Origin of the sequence: Lysinibacillus phoenicis, from assembly GCF_047238325.1 — a bacterium.
In the GTDB taxonomy this organism is placed as follows: Bacteria; Bacillota; Bacilli; order Bacillales_A; family Planococcaceae; genus Lysinibacillus; species Lysinibacillus irui.
On the sequence record NZ_JBDFMP010000002.1, the window covers coordinates 2,854,422 to 2,870,809 of the forward strand.

Here is a 16,388-nt window from a genome sequence, read left to right on the forward strand (position 1 = left end):
GTTATTATGGCATCTAAAAATTAATATGAAAAAATCAAGAACAACATGCAATTCTTTAAAAATGGAGGGGAAATGGTGAGAGTGATAGAGAAAATAGTAAAGGAACAAGACTTTGTATCCTTTGTAAATATCGTTGTAGGAGCCTATCCGGGAAGAATGGATGGAGCACAACCGACAAAAGAGCAGCTAAAGAATCTATTTATGTACAATCAGAGCAATGACGAGTCTCTTCATTATTATGGACTATGGGAAAATGACAAACTCATAGGTGGTATGCGACTACATGACTTTCAAATGAACCTATTCTCTAACATGCTACCAGTCGGTGGGGTAGGATTAGTTGCAGTGGATTTATTATATAAAAAAGAGAAGGTTGCAAAGGAATTAATCGAGCAATTTTTTAGTATTTTTCTAGAGAAGAATATTCACTTCGTGGCACTGTATCCATTTAGACCGGATTTTTATAAGAAAATGGGCTTTGGGTATGGACCAAAAATCTATCAATACTTAGTAGAGCCATTAAGCTTTCCTAAGGGACCTACGAAAAAGCACCTAAAATATTTAACCATTGAAGATCAGCAACAGCTAATAGATTGCTATAACAGAGTTGCAGCTAAAAAGCATGGGATGTTTCTTAAAACAACATCTGAGGTATCCTTTATTTTTAAAAACATTGAAAATTATGTGATTGCGATGGAACAGCAAGGTACTGTACAGGGCTATATAGTCTTTTCGTTTAAAAAGCAAAGTGACGATAATTTTATGCTGAACAATATGGTTATTAAAGAGTTCATCTATGAGACTCCACAAGCTTTATTAGAGCTTAGTACATTCTTAAACAGCCAGGCAGACCAGGTAAATAGGATTGAATGGAATACCCAAGAAGAAAATGTTCATTTCTTTCTAGGGGATGTTAGGAATGGTACAAATCAATTAATCCCAAGTGTCTATCATGCAAGTGCCATGTCAGGAGTTGGACTAATGTATCGTATTATTAATGTGAAGGGTTTTTTTGATGAGCTTAAGACGCGTAATTTTAACGGTGTCACCCTGACACTTAAATTGATCGTTATGGATTCCTTACTCGTTGAGAATAGCCAACAGCTCATTATTGAAGCCGTTAATGGTACCATTAACATTTTAGAAAGTGGTAGCTATGATGTTGAAGTAAGCATTGATGTAGCAGAGCTTTCTTCATTGATAATGGGTGTCGTAACAGTCCAAGAGCTCTTTATGCTTAGTCAAATAACGGTTAGCGATGAGCACTATTTACAGGTATTGCAGCAATTTTTCTTCGTCATTGAAAAGCCAACATGTTTATCGGCATTTTAAAAGACTCTCACGGTTTATTAATGTTCTTTTTCTATAAAAAGAGATGATCTCGAGGGTCTTTCAAGTGGTGTGATATTAATAATAAAGTAACTTATTATTAATATTAGAATAATTAAAGAATAAATTAACGTGTTCAAAGGATGATCGTGCTCTACAATAATTAAACGAATCATCGCTGTGATACCTATATATATAAAATAGCGGAGCGGGAAATGATAGTCCTCTTTAAAATATTTAATAATCATTGTGATGAACTCAAAATATAAAAAGAAAATAAGAATATTGGCAAGGAATTGTTTATAATCGCCGCCTTCATTGGCAAAAAGTAAAATTTTTAGAAATTCAATTAGCTCCTTAAAAAGTAAAAATGAAAGTATGAGAGCTAGTAATACAAGGCAGACATTGAGAAATAGCTGGAGAGATTTAGGCACAGCTTTAATGAGCCGTAAGTAAGTTGAGTTTTTTTGATTCATGTAATTCCTCCAATCGAATTCCTTATTAAACGTTTCTAAATAATGAGGGAGCAACACATCATTATATGGCTAAGCTTAGATGCATTATGATATGAATATAACAATTTATCGTTAATGTTTCCTTTTGGTTTTGTAAAGTTTTGGTATATTTTCATGAAAGAAAGTTTTCAAAATAATTTAGTGGTATGCTAAAATAGATGTGCATGAATATAAAATTTAAAAGGGGTTTTTAAAATGGCAAAAGCTGCAAAAACTGATGCGAAAATTACACCAGAACGTTTAGAAGAAGCGTTAAATGTTCGTGACCGTCTAATTATTGAACTACTAGTACAAGTACTTGATGAAAAGTTAGTAATTGAGCGTCCTGTATTACGTGAGCGTCTAGGTAACCTTGTAGATCTTGCTGATCATGATGCAGAACTTAAGGAAACAATCCACGCTGTTATTAACAAACTATAATAATAAAAAGAATGCTACGGACTATGCGTAGCATTCTTTTTTATAAATTCATGTAAAGCGTTCTACTAAGTCATGCATACGCTCGGCCTCTGTATGAAGTTCCATAGAGGAGTTCATGATAGAGGTTACTGCTGACTTTTGTTCGTCAATAGAAGCATTAATTTGCTCAGTAGCTGCTGCAGATTGAGTAGCTACACTGGCTATTTCATTAATAGCTTTCATCACAATAATCCGATTATCAGCCATTTCGTTCATCCCCTTATCGAGTGAGACAAGGTGCTCCGAAATGTCGCGGATGGAGTCTGCGAGGAAAGTAAAAGCCCCTTTAATTGACATCGCCTGACTTTGTGAAAGTTGCAGCGTGTGTATCATCTTTGCATCTGAATTAGCGGTATCAACTTCAATATAGTTATATAATAGAAAATTCTGATAACGTATATAAGTTTATAAAGAATTATTAAAGAGGTAAGGTTCATAAAAAACCCCAATTAAGATGTTTGCTCTTAATTGGGGTTACGATTTATTAGTATACTTTATCACCGTTGAAGATAGAGTTCTTCACGATCACATAATCAACATTTCGAATAGCTTCTAGTTTTGTACCACCAGCATAGGAAATAGATGATTGTAAGTCTTGTTGCATTTCAATTAAAGTATCTTTGATGCTTCCTTTATGCTCAACATACATTTTCTTACCTTCGACATTTTTACGTTCGCCTTTTTGGAATTCAGAAGCAGAGCCAAAGTATTCTTTCACTGTTTTACCATCGATTTCGATTGTTTCACCTGGTGATTCTTCATGACCAGCAAATAGTGAACCAATCATCACCATTGAAGCACCGAAGCGTACAGATTTAGCGATATCTCCGTGTGTACGAATACCACCGTCAGCAATAATTGGCTTAGTAGCAGCCTTTGCACACCAACGTAATGCAGCTAATTGCCAGCCCCCTGTACCAAAGCCTGTTTTGATTTTAGTAATACAAACTTTCCCTGGTCCAATTCCTACTTTCGTTGCGTCTGCTCCAGCATTTTCGAGTTCGCGTACTGCCTCAGGTGTTCCAACGTTACCAGCAATGACGAAGCTGCTTGGTAGGTGTTTCTTAATATGTTGAATCATACGAATAACAGCATTTGAATGACCATGTGCAATATCAATTGTAATAAAATCAGGTACTAATTGGGCAGCTGCTAATTCTTCAATAAAAGTATACTCTTCTTCTTTTACACCAACGCTTATGGAAGCGATTAAGCCATCACCTTGCATTTCTTGAATGAAGTTTTTACGTTTTTCTGGTTGGAAGCGATGCATGATATAAAAGTAACCGTTTTCAGCTAGCTTCTTAGCAAGACTTTCGTCGATAATTGTTTGCATATTTGCAGGTACTACAGGAAGTTTAAAAGTATGTCCTCCTAAAGTAACAGAAGTATCACATTCTGAACGACTTTCTACAATACATTTTGCGGGAATTAGTTGAATATCCTCATAGTCAAATACGTTATCCATTATATACACTCCTAAAATACGAATATTTTTAAAGATTTAATTTAAATTGTTCGCCATTTGGTAATTTACATGATTTTTGAGTAAATGTCAAAGCTTTTGTGAAAATAAATAAAAAATTTAAAATTAAATGTAGTAAAATTTTTGGGTAAATGAATTTTTCATTTATAATTTGTGTTCTGATTTGTAATCCATGTACAATAGAATTGTTTCAAAAAATGACAAGGGAGTGTTGGAAATGGCAGTAGAGGTATATTTAATTTTTAATGGGAATTGTCGAGAAGCTGTTACGTTTTATGAAGATGTTTTTAATACGGACAAGGCTGAAATTATGACGTTTGGAGATTCACCCCAAAATCCTGATTATCCCTTACCAGAGGAAGCGAAGGATCTTGTTATGCATACAAGACTTTCTGTATTTGGTAGTAGAATTATGTTCTCAGATACATTTCCGGGCTCACCGTTCTCAGTTGGGAATAATGTCACGCTAGCGATTGTTTCCGATGATGAAGAACAAATGCGAAAAGCGTTTGACAAGCTTAAAGATGGTGGAAAAGTGACAATGGAGTTACAAGAAACTTTTTGGAGTAAATGTTACGGCTCGCTTACTGATAAATTCGGCGTTGAATGGCAATTTAGCCATGAGGTAAATGAATAAATAGCGCAATTAAAAGCACGATGATCCTGGGTTTTACCCAACGATCATCGTGCTGTTTCATTAGTAATTAAAACGATTTACATAGCCCTGTAATTCATCAGCCATATCGAGTAACGTTTTAGCTGAAGAAGCAATCTCCTGCATGGAAGATAATGTTTGCTCCGTTGATGCTGCCACTTCTTCAGAGGCAGCAGCATTAAGTTTTGCATGGTCTGACAGTTCAATCGCTGTTGCTGACACTTCTTCCACCACCGCAGACATCTCCTGTGCTGATGCAGAAATATCCTCCATTTTCGGTGCCATCTCTCGAAGACTTTCAATGATACTTGTAAATTTCTTTTTTGTATCCTTGGATAACTGTAGACCTTCTTGGACATCTGTGGAAGCTTTCATCATTGTTTGAACAGATTTAGCCGTATCCTGTTGAATACCTGTAATAAGCGCAGAAATTTGTTCCGCTGATTGATGGGATTGCTCTGCTAATTTTCGAACTTCATCTGCCACGACTGCAAAGCCTTTGCCGTGTTCTCCTGCTCGTGCTGCTTCAATAGCAGCATTTAGAGCTAGTAAATTGGTTTGGTCAGAAATAGCACTGATCATTTCTAAAATTGAACCGATTTCTTTAGTGCGGTCATAAAGAGTTTTAATCATTCTATCCGATTGTGTAACAGATTCATGAATATAATTCATTTGTTGTACAGTTTGTTCGACAGATTGGCCTCCTTCTTCAGCTAGTTGAATGGCTTGACTGGATAGGTCTGAAACTTGGAGTGCGCTATCAGCAACTTCGACAACCCCTTTAGCAATTTCCTCAACTGAAATAGCGTTTTGGTCAATGCTGGTTGTTTGCTTCTCAGTACTCATAGCAACCTGTTGCATAGCTTCTGTTACCTGTTCCGATGCTGCAATATTTTGCTCAGCATTTGCAGAAAGACTTTGGGCAGAATTTTGAACCTGTTGTGAGCTTTGGTCAACATTACGAATTAGCTTTTTTAGGCTAACTTTCATCGAGACAAATGCTTCACCGAGTTGTCCTATTTCATCTTTAGAATGAATGTCAATAAACTCTGTTAAATCACCATCACTAATTTTTAAGGCACTTTGTTTAAGTTTATTAATCGGGTTGACAACCGATTTAATCATGAAGAGCATAAACAAAACGCCAACTAAAATTGAAACTACAATAATGATTAAGTTAATCTTCAATGTGGAGGTAGCAGCCTTTGCAGCCTCTGCAGTAAACATTGTACCAATTACCTTCCAACCAGTTAGTTCATTGGTCATAAACTGCATATGACGGTCCTTTTCAACAATAGATCCGCTTTCTTGTTCATAAATTTTTGTAATATAGCTTTCTGCTGCCTCGGTACCACTTTCTTTATCTGGCTGGGCAATATAAATTTTATTGTTATCTAAAAGGGAAGCAAAGCCAGTCTCTCCAATGCGAATATTATTCGTTATGTCACTTAGTGTCGAAATATTTAAATCTAGTCCTAATACGCCAGAGCCATCTGGTAATGCTTGAGTGATTGTAATAACGATGTCACCTGTAGATTGGGTTACATATGGAGCTGTAATAGAAACCCCGCCATTACTATCTAAAGCCTGTGTATACCAAGGCCGTGTACGTGGATCAAAGCCATCAGGATAGTCTTGAGCAGGCTCGTCCAATAGTTTGCCATCAGAAGTACCAATATAAATCAATTCTACTTCAGGGTGCATATTAACGTATTCATTTAGTAATGATTTAAGTTTTGGAACATTTTCATCTTGAAAGAAGGATTTATTAAATTTCTTTGAAAAATATTGTACATCCTCTAATTTTGGTTTAATCATGTTCGTAATGTTGGTATTAAGAATACGTACACTTTCAGTTGCACTTGCTTGTTGTTCTTCTGAAATCTGCTTTTCAGCACTTTGGTAGGAAACAATTCCAATTAACAGTGTTGGGATGAGAAGCATTGCTAAAAACGAGAAAATAAGCTTTTTTCTTAAACTTAGTTGTTTCACTTGTATTATCCTCACATAATTTTTTTGTTCTATACTTTTCCCTAGAAGGTAAATAATTCTCATTCTATCAGAAAAAAAAGAAAAGTTAAGTACTTTAGATTAATTATTTGTGAGTAATATATATGACTATCAATTATTCGAAATTTCTCAAAATTAAATATTGTTAGAAGCTATATAAAGGTCAAGATTGATGTATACTAATCTCAAAAGAGGAGGGAGGAATATCATGATTCATCAAATTGGACAGGTAATGCTCTATGTTAATGATCAAGATGTAGCGGTAAAGTTTTGGACTGAAAAAGTAGGATTTGTTGTCGTTGCTGAACAGGAAGAAGCTGGGATGCGCTGGATAGAAATTGCCCCAACGAAGGAAGCTCAAACATCCTTTGTATTGCACAATAAAGAAATTATCGCTAAAATGCAGCCAGAACTAAATTTAGGAACACCTTCCATTATGTTTTACGCCGATAAAATTGAAGAAATGTACCAAGACTTTCAAGCAAAGGGCATTAAGGTAGGGGATCTAGTAATGATGCCAATGGGTAGAGTTTTTAATTTTGCAGACCCTGAAAATAACTATTTTGCTTTAGTTGAAAAACAAGTATAAATACCAATATCTGCTCGTTTTTGTTAGATTATTGCATTAAAACGAGCAGATTTACTTTTTTATCTTATTTAATAGAGATAGTCTCTATGATAAATCCTCTCCAAAAATAGATACTGTTTGTCGGTCTATTATAAATTCACGACCATTCCATTTTAAAATATTTTCTACATAACCTAATCCGTCAGCATGATATCTACCGGCAATTTCTTGATATCCTAAAATTTCATATGTCCCATCTCGATCATAATCAACGGGATATAGTCCACTAAAAGGGTCTACCCAGCCTTCAATTGGTTGCTTTAAAGTGCCATCTGGATTATAGATTTCTGCTAAGTAGTCTGTACCCTTATACTGTAAATCGATGGTGTATCGTTTAGCAGGATTCGAACTTTGAACATCAGCCTTGTAGTGATCAACATAACGGACACTATATTTTAGTTTGTTATTGAAAGACTCTGCATCAAAAATAGAAAGTATTTGGTTGTTGATCGAGGCAAATATCTCGCCATTAATTATACCTCCACTACCTCCTGTATCGGAGATTACAAAAATATCCTCAATATGATTACCAGTAAAATCGCCTAAGAAAAGGGTTGGGTTATAGCCTATATTTTGTTTCAGTGGAATATGTTCCATTTGTCTTGTTTGACCATAAAAAATAGCGAGTGTTATATCTTTCCATAAGGGACTATCAGGCTGTTTAGTGCCCATTAAAAAAATGGTTTCAAAAAAGCCATCACCATTAATATCACCAAACTTAGTTTGAATTACTTGTGGAGCGAAATAGGATAAGGTGCCACCATTTTGTGGCGAAGTGAAGTTGTTCGTCATGTATACACCTCTTTCATTAGTCTTAGCATATGTTGTAAACAAAGCTTGGTGCATAAATCAAAGGGTAAAGTTGAATCATTTTAATTCATATTAAACTAACAAAAAAACTTGTATATTACCCATTGACATTTTTAAATGTGAAAAGTATTATAAGTGTCAACGAATCTGAAAATTCAGTACCTAATAGCATCTCCCTACAATAAGTAGGTAGAGATTTTTTTTCACTAATAATTCTTAGTAAATTTATATGATTTATATTAATTGAACGGAATACTCCTCCTCTATAGAGGAAGATGATTTTTCATTTCACTGGGTGCTCAATCAAGATAAACCCTTCGGAAGTATCGGATTTTGAAGGGGAGCTTTTCGAGCAAGCCCAAAAAAAACTAGATACAAATATGCCGAGGTGTAATTGATATATTGTGGGAAGAAGGAGATCTACTTGAAAAATTTATTTGTAAAAACAGAGCGACAACGATTTTGGTTAGGGCAACTCGCAGCTATTGCAGAGCCGATCAAGTCCAAGGCTGTTGAGGTGGATGAACAATCTCGTTTCCCTTTCGAGGCGTATCGATTACTTTTGCAAATGGGCTACCCGCAGCTTACTTTACCGAAGCAATATGGCGGAGAAGGTCTATCAGTCTATGATATGGTGCTTGTGCAAGAAACGTTAGCAAGCTATGACGAGAACGCATCTCTATCCCTTGGGTGGACATTAGGCGTTGTCGGTGAAATATATGAAACGAAGTTATGGACTGAGAATTTATTAACAGCGTTTGCTGAAGAAATAAAGGGAGGTGCCATCATTAATAGAGCTGTTAGTGAGGCAGCAACGGGAAGTCCAACGCGTGGTGGTCGACCTGGAACAACCGCTGTTTCTACAAAAGATGGCTGGCTATTAAATGGACGCAAGATCTTTACGACTGCATCTCCAGTACTCGATTATTTTCTAACTTCAGCTTGGATTGAAGAAAAGCAGCAAATTGGGTTTTTCCTCATTCATAAAGATTCGAAAGGGTTATCCATTGAAGAAAATTGGGAAATGTCTGCAATGCGAGGCACAAGTAGCCATGATCTTGTGTTAAAAGATGTCGTTGTAGCAAAGGAGCATTTAGTTGAGTTACCAAGTCATCCTAGTGGCGGTAAGATAAACGGCTGGATACTCCATATTCCAGCTACCTATTTAGGTATTGCACAAGCTGCCCGTGATTATGCCATTCATTTTGCTAATCATCATCAGCCCAATAGCTTGAATGCTCCGATTAGTACGTTACCAAATGTACAACAGCTTTTAGGAGATATTGAATTAAAGCTCCATCAAGCACGCTTTGTCCTGTATGGGGTGGCTGAAGCCTACGATGATCCAGCTAGACGCGGACTTATCACAAATGAAATGGCTGTGGCTAAACATACAGTTACAAATCTGGCTATTGAAATAGTGGATAAGGCAATGCGGGTAGTTGGAGCAAAAAGCTTACAGCTGACAAATCCATTACAACGCTACTATCGCAACGTTCGTGCAGGACTTCATAATCCGCCAATGGATGATATGACGATTATTAAATTAGCGACTGCTGCAATCGAACAAAAGAAGCTATCTGAAAGTTAATGAAAATTTACATGAGGAATAAGGAGAAATGACATATGAAGAAAAATAAAATTTTTCAACTTGCTGCGGTTGGTTTGGCTTCTATAGCACTTTTAACAGCTTGTAATTCTGGAGAATCAGCTGAAAAGGATTCAGGCGATGGTGATAAGGTTCGTACGGTTAAGGTTGCCTATGATCAAGCATCAAAGCCGATTAGTTATATTGACGATAATGGGAATCCTACAGGTTATGATGTAGAAGTAATGAAATTAGTAGATGAATTATTGCCGGACTATCAATTCGAATATGTAGGCACAACGAGTGATGATTTATTAATTGGTGTAGAGCAAGGGAAATATCAAGTAGGGGTGAAAAATGCCTTCTTTACGCAAGAGCGAACAGAGAAATTTATTTTCCCGAAGGAGTTTTTAGGGTTAAGTAGTGCAGGTCTAGTTTTACGTAAAGAGGATGAAGGTGTGAAAACATTAGCTGATTTTGCGAAAAAGGGCTATTCGTTAGCACCGATTGCTGCTAATAACGCTCAATATACAATTATTGATGAATACAATACGGCAAACCCTGATAATAAAGTTAAGCTTGAGGCTGGCGATGCATTTACAGTTGATGTTGTGCAGTGGGTAAATGAAGGCCGTGTTGATGGTGGTGTCATGATTGAGGGACCATTTAAACAACAGGTTCTTGCCGAAGATGGCCCTTATTATAACTTAAAAGATGAGGTTGTTTATAACGAATTTGCTGTCATTAAAACATGGCCATTGTTCAATAAAAAGGAACAAGAATTCGCTGATGCTTATGATAAAGCGATAGCACAAATTAAGGAACAAAAGAAAACAAATGAATTAAGCACTAAGTTCTATGGCCGTGATTTATTTGAAGTATTAGAAAATGTTAATCGTTAGTTGAAAAAATAACGAATTTATAAGGCTGTTGAGTCAGTGACACTCAGCAGTCTTTATTCATAAAAACAAAAGTTGGTGAGGAAATGGATAAATATTTTGACGCAACATATATTTGGAACGCAATCCCTGTGTTAGTACCCTTTTTAAAAATTACGTTCCTAGTTGCAGGGTCCTCTATTATTTTAGGTACACTGTTTGGCTTATTGTTAGCGGCAGCTAAACTATCTTCCTTGAAATGGTTACAAAAAATCGCAAACTTGTATACAACAATTATGCGTTGTACGCCCTCTATTGTTTTATTATTTCTTGTTTATTATGGTGTCCCAGCATTAGCTGAAAATGTCGGTCTCAATCTCCATTCAATTGAGACGGCTATTTTCGTAGTCGTAACTTTCACCCTGCAGTTTGCAGCAATTATGTCTGAGGTAATACGATCCGCTTATTTAGCAATTCCCAAAGGACAGTTTGAAGCAGCTGTTAGTGTTGGGCTAACACCATTCCAGGCCTACCGTCGAATCATTTTCCCGCAGGCACTTGTAGTTGCTCTGCCGAACTTTGGGAATGGCATGATCGCTTTATTACAGGAAGGTGCACTAGCTTATACAATTGGTTTAATTGATATTGTCGGTAAGGCAAATTTAATTATCGCAAGTAATATCAATGCACATGCATTAGAAATTTATATTGCATTAGCCATTATTTATTGGGTGTTATCAATTATTATAGAAAAAATATTTGCTATATTAGAAAAGGTATTTGGCAAGGGTAAGAAGACCTTAGAAACAACGTAAGGAGGCATAACTGTGAATTATCAATTTTTACTTGAAACATTTTTTGTTGCATTATCTGGTGTTCCTATCGCTCTCCTTGTGACAGTTGTTGCTTTGTTGATAGCTCTACCACTTGGTTTTTTACTGGCACTTACGAGGATTAATAAAATTCCAGTTATCCACCATCTAGCGAAAATTTATGTTTCTTTCGTACGAGGGACGCCGATCATTATACAAATCTTTATTATATATAGTAGTATCCCGTTAATGTTAAAAGTTATTTTTGAAAAGTATCATATAGAATATGATATTTATAAAATCAATCCAATTTGGTATGCATTTATTGTTTTCGCGTTCAGTTCAACGGCAATTTTAATAGAGGTATTTCGTTCTGCATTAAGTACAATTGAAAAAGGGCAATTAGAGGCAGCGCATTCAGTAGGTTTAACAACATTCCAAGCATATACTCGAATCATCATTCCGCAAGCTTTAGTAGTTGCATTGCCGAATATTTGCACAGCTACCGTTAATCTTATTAAGGCTACCTCCCTAGGCTACGCAATGTCCCTTCCTGAAATTACATTGAAGGCAAAAGTGGCAGCAAACGTTGGCTATAATTACGTAGAAGCCTATTTGGATATCTTTATCGTGTACTTAATTTTATGTAGTACAGTCGAATACTTGTTTAAGCGCTATGAAAAGTATTTAAGCAAATACAAAGCGGCACATGCCTAAGGGGTGAATAATTATGTTAGAAATTAAAAATATTCATAAGTCATTTGGTGGCAATGAAATTTTAAAAGGTGTTGATTTAGCTATTGATAAAGGGGATGTTGTTGTTATTTTAGGTCCTAGTGGCTCAGGGAAAACAACATTATTACGCTGCATCAATTTTTTAGAAAAGGCAGATCAAGGCTATGCGACATTTGGAGATATCGAAGTTGATTTTCAACATGTAAAGAAAAAAGACGTACATGCAATTCGTCAGCGCGTCGCATTTGTCTTCCAAAATTATAATCTGTTCACAAATAAAACGGCATTAGAAAATGTTACCGAAGGGTTAATCGTTGGACGTAAGATCCCGAAGGCTCAGGCTGTGGAAATTGGCAAAAAGGCACTAGACAAAGTAGGCTTATCTGAAAAATACAACGCCTATCCTAGTCAGTTATCTGGCGGTCAGCAACAGCGTGTAGGCATTGCACGAGCAGTAGCATTGAATCCTGATATTATTTTATTTGATGAGCCAACATCTGCACTTGATCCCGAATTAGTAGGAGAAGTATTGCAAGTCATGAAAAATATTGCGGCTGAGGGTACTACAATGCTTGTGGTCACACATGAAATGGGCTTTGCCAAAGATGTCGCCAATCGCGTGATTTTCATGGATGGAGGCGTTGTTGTTGAAGAGGGTAGTCCCCATAATATATTCGTAAGCCCAAAAGAGGAGCGCACAAAGAAATTTTTAAAACGTGTCATTCCAGAAGACTATACGTTCTATATATAAAATAAACAGGAGAGTCTGTAAAATGCAGAATCTCCTGTAACCTGTTATTGAAGGAAAGAAGTTACTTTATTAATGGAATAGATGAACAACTCATGCATAGCTCTCGTACAGGCTGTATAGAAATAGTACCGTTCACTTTCTCTTGAATAATTAGCGGCAGACGCATTATAGATAATGACAGCGTCAAACTCAATTCCTTTCGCCATATACGCTGGAAGTAATAAAATACCCTTTTTAAATTGCTTAGTGCTGTGAGTAATGAGTTGAATATCTATTTGGTTTCTTAATTGTTCGTATACAGCAGAGCATTCAGCTGTAGTTTTACAAATGACTGCAATTGTTTCAAATTTGGTAGAAAGATTATTGATGTTCTGGATAATTCGATCAACTAACTCTAATTCATTTGGCACAATGGTAATTGAAGGTTCAGGACCATTGCGGTTAAAAGCCTCTACTTCACTACCATCATTTAAAATATTGGAAGTGAGTGAAATGATTTGCTTTGTCGAACGATAGCTTTTGGTTAAAATCATTTTTTCGGCCTGCCCACCATATAATTCAGGGTCAAGTAGTGAAGGATTCTCAAAGGTATGAGGGTGAATCGTTTGGTGTCCATCCCCTAAGATGGTCATTCGAGCTTTTGGAAATAGTTGCTGTAATACTGTGAGTTGGAATGGTGAATAGTCCTGTGCTTCATCAATTAAAACATGACGGATCATCGTATTTGTCTGTTGCCCTTCAATTTTGTCCTGTAAATATAAAAATGGAGCGGCGTCCTCATAGGCAATAAGGCGTTTTGTTAAATTAGTATGTGTGTGTTGGCAAATATCTTCCCAATGATCGGGCATAAGATGCTGTAAAGCTTTGTAAAAAGGGCTATTTTGATCAAAGAGTTGGCGATATATACCTAAAATATGAACAAACTTTAACTTGGTAACAGAATTACGTAACGGTTTAAAGTGTTTTTTAACAATTTGTCTCGCTAATTTTTGGCGTTCTTGATCAAAATCATCGAAGGAGTTTTCTGTATAGCTTCCCTCATATAAAAGCTCACTGTAAGACTTAGAGTAGTCTTCTTTATCTAAAAGTTCAGTTGCTTCTTCTACCCATTCCTTTGTACGCTCAGCTCTTTCAAATTTCGTTAGTTGCTGTAATAACCACTCTTTCACGAATTGTAGGCGATCCGGTATCGATATAGAGGAAGGGAAGGAATAGAAGTATTCCGAAATTTCCTGTGCAGTAATAATACGTTCCCCACGAAATACAATATTTTTAAATAATAAGCCCTTATTCGATAAATAGCTTACATAGTGATCCATTAAATCTTTGAAATCAAGGCTCGCTTTATATGAAATAATACTTAATTTAGTTTCATAATGAGCGTCATCCTTTTCTGTTAAAAGATCTTCTAGTTGCTCATAAGGGTATTCCAATTGGAATTGACGACCTAATCGTTTTTCCACATACTCTATAAAAGTTAATTGTTGCATATTGTCTTCACCTAAATCGGGTAAGACCGTATGGACATATTGATTGAAAAGTTGATTAGGCGTTATTAGTAATATTTGATCGGCAGTCATTTCATTGCGATAACGATACAATAGATAGGCGACCCTCTGTAAGGCCACCGCAGTTTTACCACTACCAGCAACACCTTCGACGATGAGGTATCGGGAGTTTACATGTCGAATAATTTTATTTTGTTCAGCTTGAATCGTTGCAACGATACTACGAATATGCTCGTTTGCATTTTGGGCAAGAATATCTAGCAATAAATCATCGCCAATTGTAAGGCCTGTATTAAACATCGATTGTAGTTGGCCATTTTTAATAATAAATTGTCTTTTTAATAACATTTCTCCATGAATTTCTTCACCTAATGTTTCGTAGGATGCATCGCCAGGTGTGTAATCATAATACATACTTGAGATAGGCGCTCGCCAGTCATATATGATTATATTTTCATCCTGTTCATCCAATAATGTAGCAACACCTATATAAATTTTTAAGGGATCTTTTTCCCCATTTTGTAAAAAGTCAATACGAGCAAAATAGGGTGATTGTTGTAAACGTTCATAGACCTTCACATTTCGAATCGCACGTTGTTGTGCAAGCTCTGAGTCAGATAAAAGCTCTACCTGTTGCTTAATGGCAAAAAAAGTTTCATCGACATCCTCAGCCGTATCTAAATTAACCCTGACGTCATTCCAAAACGTTTTCTTTAAGGCGACAGCATTTTCTTTGAAGCCTTTCTCTTTTAGCTGTATTTCTTTTATTTTGTGATGAATGAGGTTTAAAGAATCCTCAAGATAAAGCTTTTCTTCTAGCCATTCTTTTTGATTTTCCAACGTTTACTCACATTCCTCTCCGTAGTTATTTGCTTACCTTGACAATAACCCTCACCTATATAAATGGTGAGATGAAGGTAATTGTGATTCTCTTTTATAGGTTGTCCAAAGACCCTAGGAAAAAGCAAAAGAGCCTCAATGCAATTATTCGATAGGGTGATTGAAGTAGGAAATTTATCATACCTCTACTCCTGAAGGAAGTATAGTCTAGTAATTTTTGTAAATTTATGCTATAATAAATGTATAAGCTAATAAGTTATTGATATACATAGACTGCTCTAAAAAAGGTGGAGCAGTCTTTTTTATATGTAAAATTGCATCATATTATGACTGATGACCATAAATTTTTATTAGAAATGATAGGCGATATACTAAAGATGACGCCACATTACACGATATAAAAACTTGAAGGGAGGTGAAAATAATGAAGGTGATCTTTACAGTGGGGTTGCCTGGTAGTGGAAAAAGTACATTTGTAAAAGAGCTAGCGAAAAGAGAAAATGCGGTTATCCTATCTAGTGACGCTATACGGGATGAATTGTTTGGTGACGCAACTAAGCAGAAATCGCGTGTGGTCTTTCGTACATTATATGAGCGTCTTAATAACTTAGTGGCAAAAGGGTTTTCTGTCATTGTGGATGCAACCAATATTGAACGGGAGCGCAGGATATTTGCATTACGAAAGTTACCAAGTACCTTTAAAAAGGAGTGTTATTATTTTGATACACCTTATGTAACCTGTGTAGAAAGAAACCAGCAACGGAAACGGCATGTCCCATTAATGGTAATGGAGAAAATGAGAAAGTATTTAGAATTCCCGACAGTAGGAGAAGGTTTTGATGAAGTGCATATTGTACATGAATCAGGTCCTTATGATATTTCTCAACAACAATTTATTTCACTCTTACAAAGCCAGCCCACTTATGAAGAACTTTTTCAAACACTTCGATCAGTTCCACTTTTTAAAGAAATTTATCAATTCGATCAAGAAAACTCATTCCATCAATTTTTATTATGTCAGCATACGTATTTTGTGTATGCGTATATCAATGAGTATTATTTAGAAAGCGATAAACTAGCTCTACAAATAGCTGCATTGTTTCATGATGTCGGTAAACCATTTTGCAAAAAATATAAACCATTACAACAACGCTATGGCTATTTTGGACATGAAAACGTATCTGCTCAACTGGTGTGCCATTTTCTATTAGAGTTAGGCTTTGAAAAGGACTTTGTGTTAAAGGTTGTTCATTTAGTGCAATTTCATATGTTAATCCAGTATGGGGGCGATCGAGGAGGAAGCCAAATTTATCACTTATTAGATGGTGATTTATTAACAAGGCTTTATTTTTTCCGTGAGGCAGATCAATTTGCCAAATAAACA

16 protein-coding genes are annotated in these 16,388 nt (G+C 36.0%); 10 read left to right on the plus strand and 6 right to left on the minus strand.

Annotated elements, in window-relative coordinates; translation table 11 throughout:
- The first annotated feature begins 72 nt into the window (after window positions 1-72).
- Window positions 73-1,332 (plus strand): GNAT family N-acetyltransferase, encoded by a 1,260-nt coding sequence (locus tag ABC382_RS15635; RefSeq protein ID WP_322611873.1) that lies wholly within the window; start codon window positions 73-75, stop codon window positions 1,330-1,332.
- Between the two features lie 17 nt (window positions 1,333-1,349).
- Here ABC382_RS15635 and psiE read toward each other — a convergent pair whose 3' ends face one another.
- Window positions 1,350-1,805, minus strand: coding sequence for a phosphate-starvation-inducible protein PsiE (gene psiE, locus ABC382_RS15640; RefSeq protein ID WP_322611872.1), 456 nt, complete (start codon window positions 1,803-1,805; stop codon window positions 1,350-1,352).
- A 234-nt stretch (window positions 1,806-2,039) separates the two neighbouring features.
- On the opposite strand from psiE, the gene ABC382_RS15645 reads away from it, so the two are divergent.
- Entirely contained in the window at window positions 2,040-2,264 is a 225-nt protein-coding gene (locus ABC382_RS15645; RefSeq protein WP_004233486.1) for a hypothetical protein, read from the plus strand.
- A 48-nt stretch (window positions 2,265-2,312) separates the two neighbouring features.
- Here the strand turns inward: ABC382_RS15645 and ABC382_RS15650 are convergent, their stop codons facing one another.
- Window positions 2,313-2,510: a hypothetical protein gene (locus tag ABC382_RS15650; RefSeq protein ID WP_322611871.1), complete on the minus strand. Its 198-nt coding sequence runs from the start codon at window positions 2,508-2,510 to the stop codon at window positions 2,313-2,315.
- A gap of 277 nt (window positions 2,511-2,787) precedes the next feature.
- A complete protein-coding gene (gene guaC, locus ABC382_RS15655; RefSeq protein ID WP_274795023.1) occupies window positions 2,788-3,771 on the minus strand; it encodes a GMP reductase in 984 nt (327 codons plus the stop codon).
- 235 nt (window positions 3,772-4,006) lie between these two features.
- On the opposite strand from guaC, the gene ABC382_RS15660 reads away from it, so the two are divergent.
- A complete protein-coding gene (locus ABC382_RS15660; RefSeq protein WP_274795022.1) occupies window positions 4,007-4,426 on the plus strand; it encodes a VOC family protein in 420 nt (139 codons plus the stop codon).
- A gap of 60 nt (window positions 4,427-4,486) precedes the next feature.
- On the opposite strand, the gene ABC382_RS15665 is transcribed toward ABC382_RS15660, so the two are convergent.
- Window positions 4,487-6,436: a methyl-accepting chemotaxis protein gene (locus ABC382_RS15665; RefSeq protein WP_274795021.1), complete on the minus strand. Its 1,950-nt coding sequence runs from the start codon at window positions 6,434-6,436 to the stop codon at window positions 4,487-4,489.
- Window positions 6,437-6,662: 226 nt separating this feature from the next.
- Between ABC382_RS15665 and ABC382_RS15670 the strand changes: the two genes are divergently transcribed.
- Complete coding sequence (locus ABC382_RS15670) at window positions 6,663-7,043, plus strand: VOC family protein (RefSeq protein WP_274795020.1); 381 nt, start codon at window positions 6,663-6,665, stop codon at window positions 7,041-7,043.
- Window positions 7,044-7,127: 84 nt separating this feature from the next.
- Here ABC382_RS15670 and ABC382_RS15675 read toward each other — a convergent pair whose 3' ends face one another.
- Window positions 7,128-7,874, minus strand: a complete 747-nt coding sequence (locus tag ABC382_RS15675; RefSeq protein WP_274795019.1) for a hypothetical protein — start codon at window positions 7,872-7,874, stop codon at window positions 7,128-7,130.
- Window positions 7,875-8,316: 442 nt separating this feature from the next.
- Here ABC382_RS15675 and ABC382_RS15680 point away from each other — a divergent pair, with 442 nt between their 5' ends.
- The 5 genes from ABC382_RS15680 (at window position 8,317) to ABC382_RS15700 (ending at window position 12,656) form a co-directional block, all read left to right on the plus strand.
- Window positions 8,317-9,483: an acyl-CoA dehydrogenase family protein gene (locus ABC382_RS15680; protein ID WP_274795018.1), complete on the plus strand. Its 1,167-nt coding sequence runs from the start codon at window positions 8,317-8,319 to the stop codon at window positions 9,481-9,483.
- Between the two features lie 35 nt (window positions 9,484-9,518).
- A complete protein-coding gene (locus ABC382_RS15685) occupies window positions 9,519-10,382 on the plus strand; it encodes a transporter substrate-binding domain-containing protein (RefSeq protein WP_274795017.1) in 864 nt (287 codons plus the stop codon).
- A gap of 83 nt (window positions 10,383-10,465) precedes the next feature.
- Window positions 10,466-11,173, plus strand: coding sequence for an amino acid ABC transporter permease (locus ABC382_RS15690; protein WP_274795016.1), 708 nt, complete (start codon window positions 10,466-10,468; stop codon window positions 11,171-11,173).
- A 12-nt stretch (window positions 11,174-11,185) separates the two neighbouring features.
- Window positions 11,186-11,887, plus strand: a complete 702-nt coding sequence (locus ABC382_RS15695; protein WP_274795015.1) for an amino acid ABC transporter permease — start codon at window positions 11,186-11,188, stop codon at window positions 11,885-11,887.
- 13 nt (window positions 11,888-11,900) lie between these two features.
- Window positions 11,901-12,656, plus strand: a complete 756-nt coding sequence (locus ABC382_RS15700; protein ID WP_274795013.1) for an amino acid ABC transporter ATP-binding protein — start codon at window positions 11,901-11,903, stop codon at window positions 12,654-12,656.
- A gap of 44 nt (window positions 12,657-12,700) precedes the next feature.
- Here ABC382_RS15700 and helD read toward each other — a convergent pair whose 3' ends face one another.
- Complete coding sequence (helD, locus tag ABC382_RS15705) at window positions 12,701-15,004, minus strand: RNA polymerase recycling motor HelD (RefSeq protein WP_274795012.1); 2,304 nt, start codon at window positions 15,002-15,004, stop codon at window positions 12,701-12,703.
- A gap of 424 nt (window positions 15,005-15,428) precedes the next feature.
- On the opposite strand from helD, the gene ABC382_RS15710 reads away from it, so the two are divergent.
- Window positions 15,429-16,385, plus strand: a complete 957-nt coding sequence (locus tag ABC382_RS15710) for an AAA family ATPase (RefSeq protein ID WP_274795011.1) — start codon at window positions 15,429-15,431, stop codon at window positions 16,383-16,385.
- Window positions 16,386-16,388: the final 3 nt, after the last annotated feature.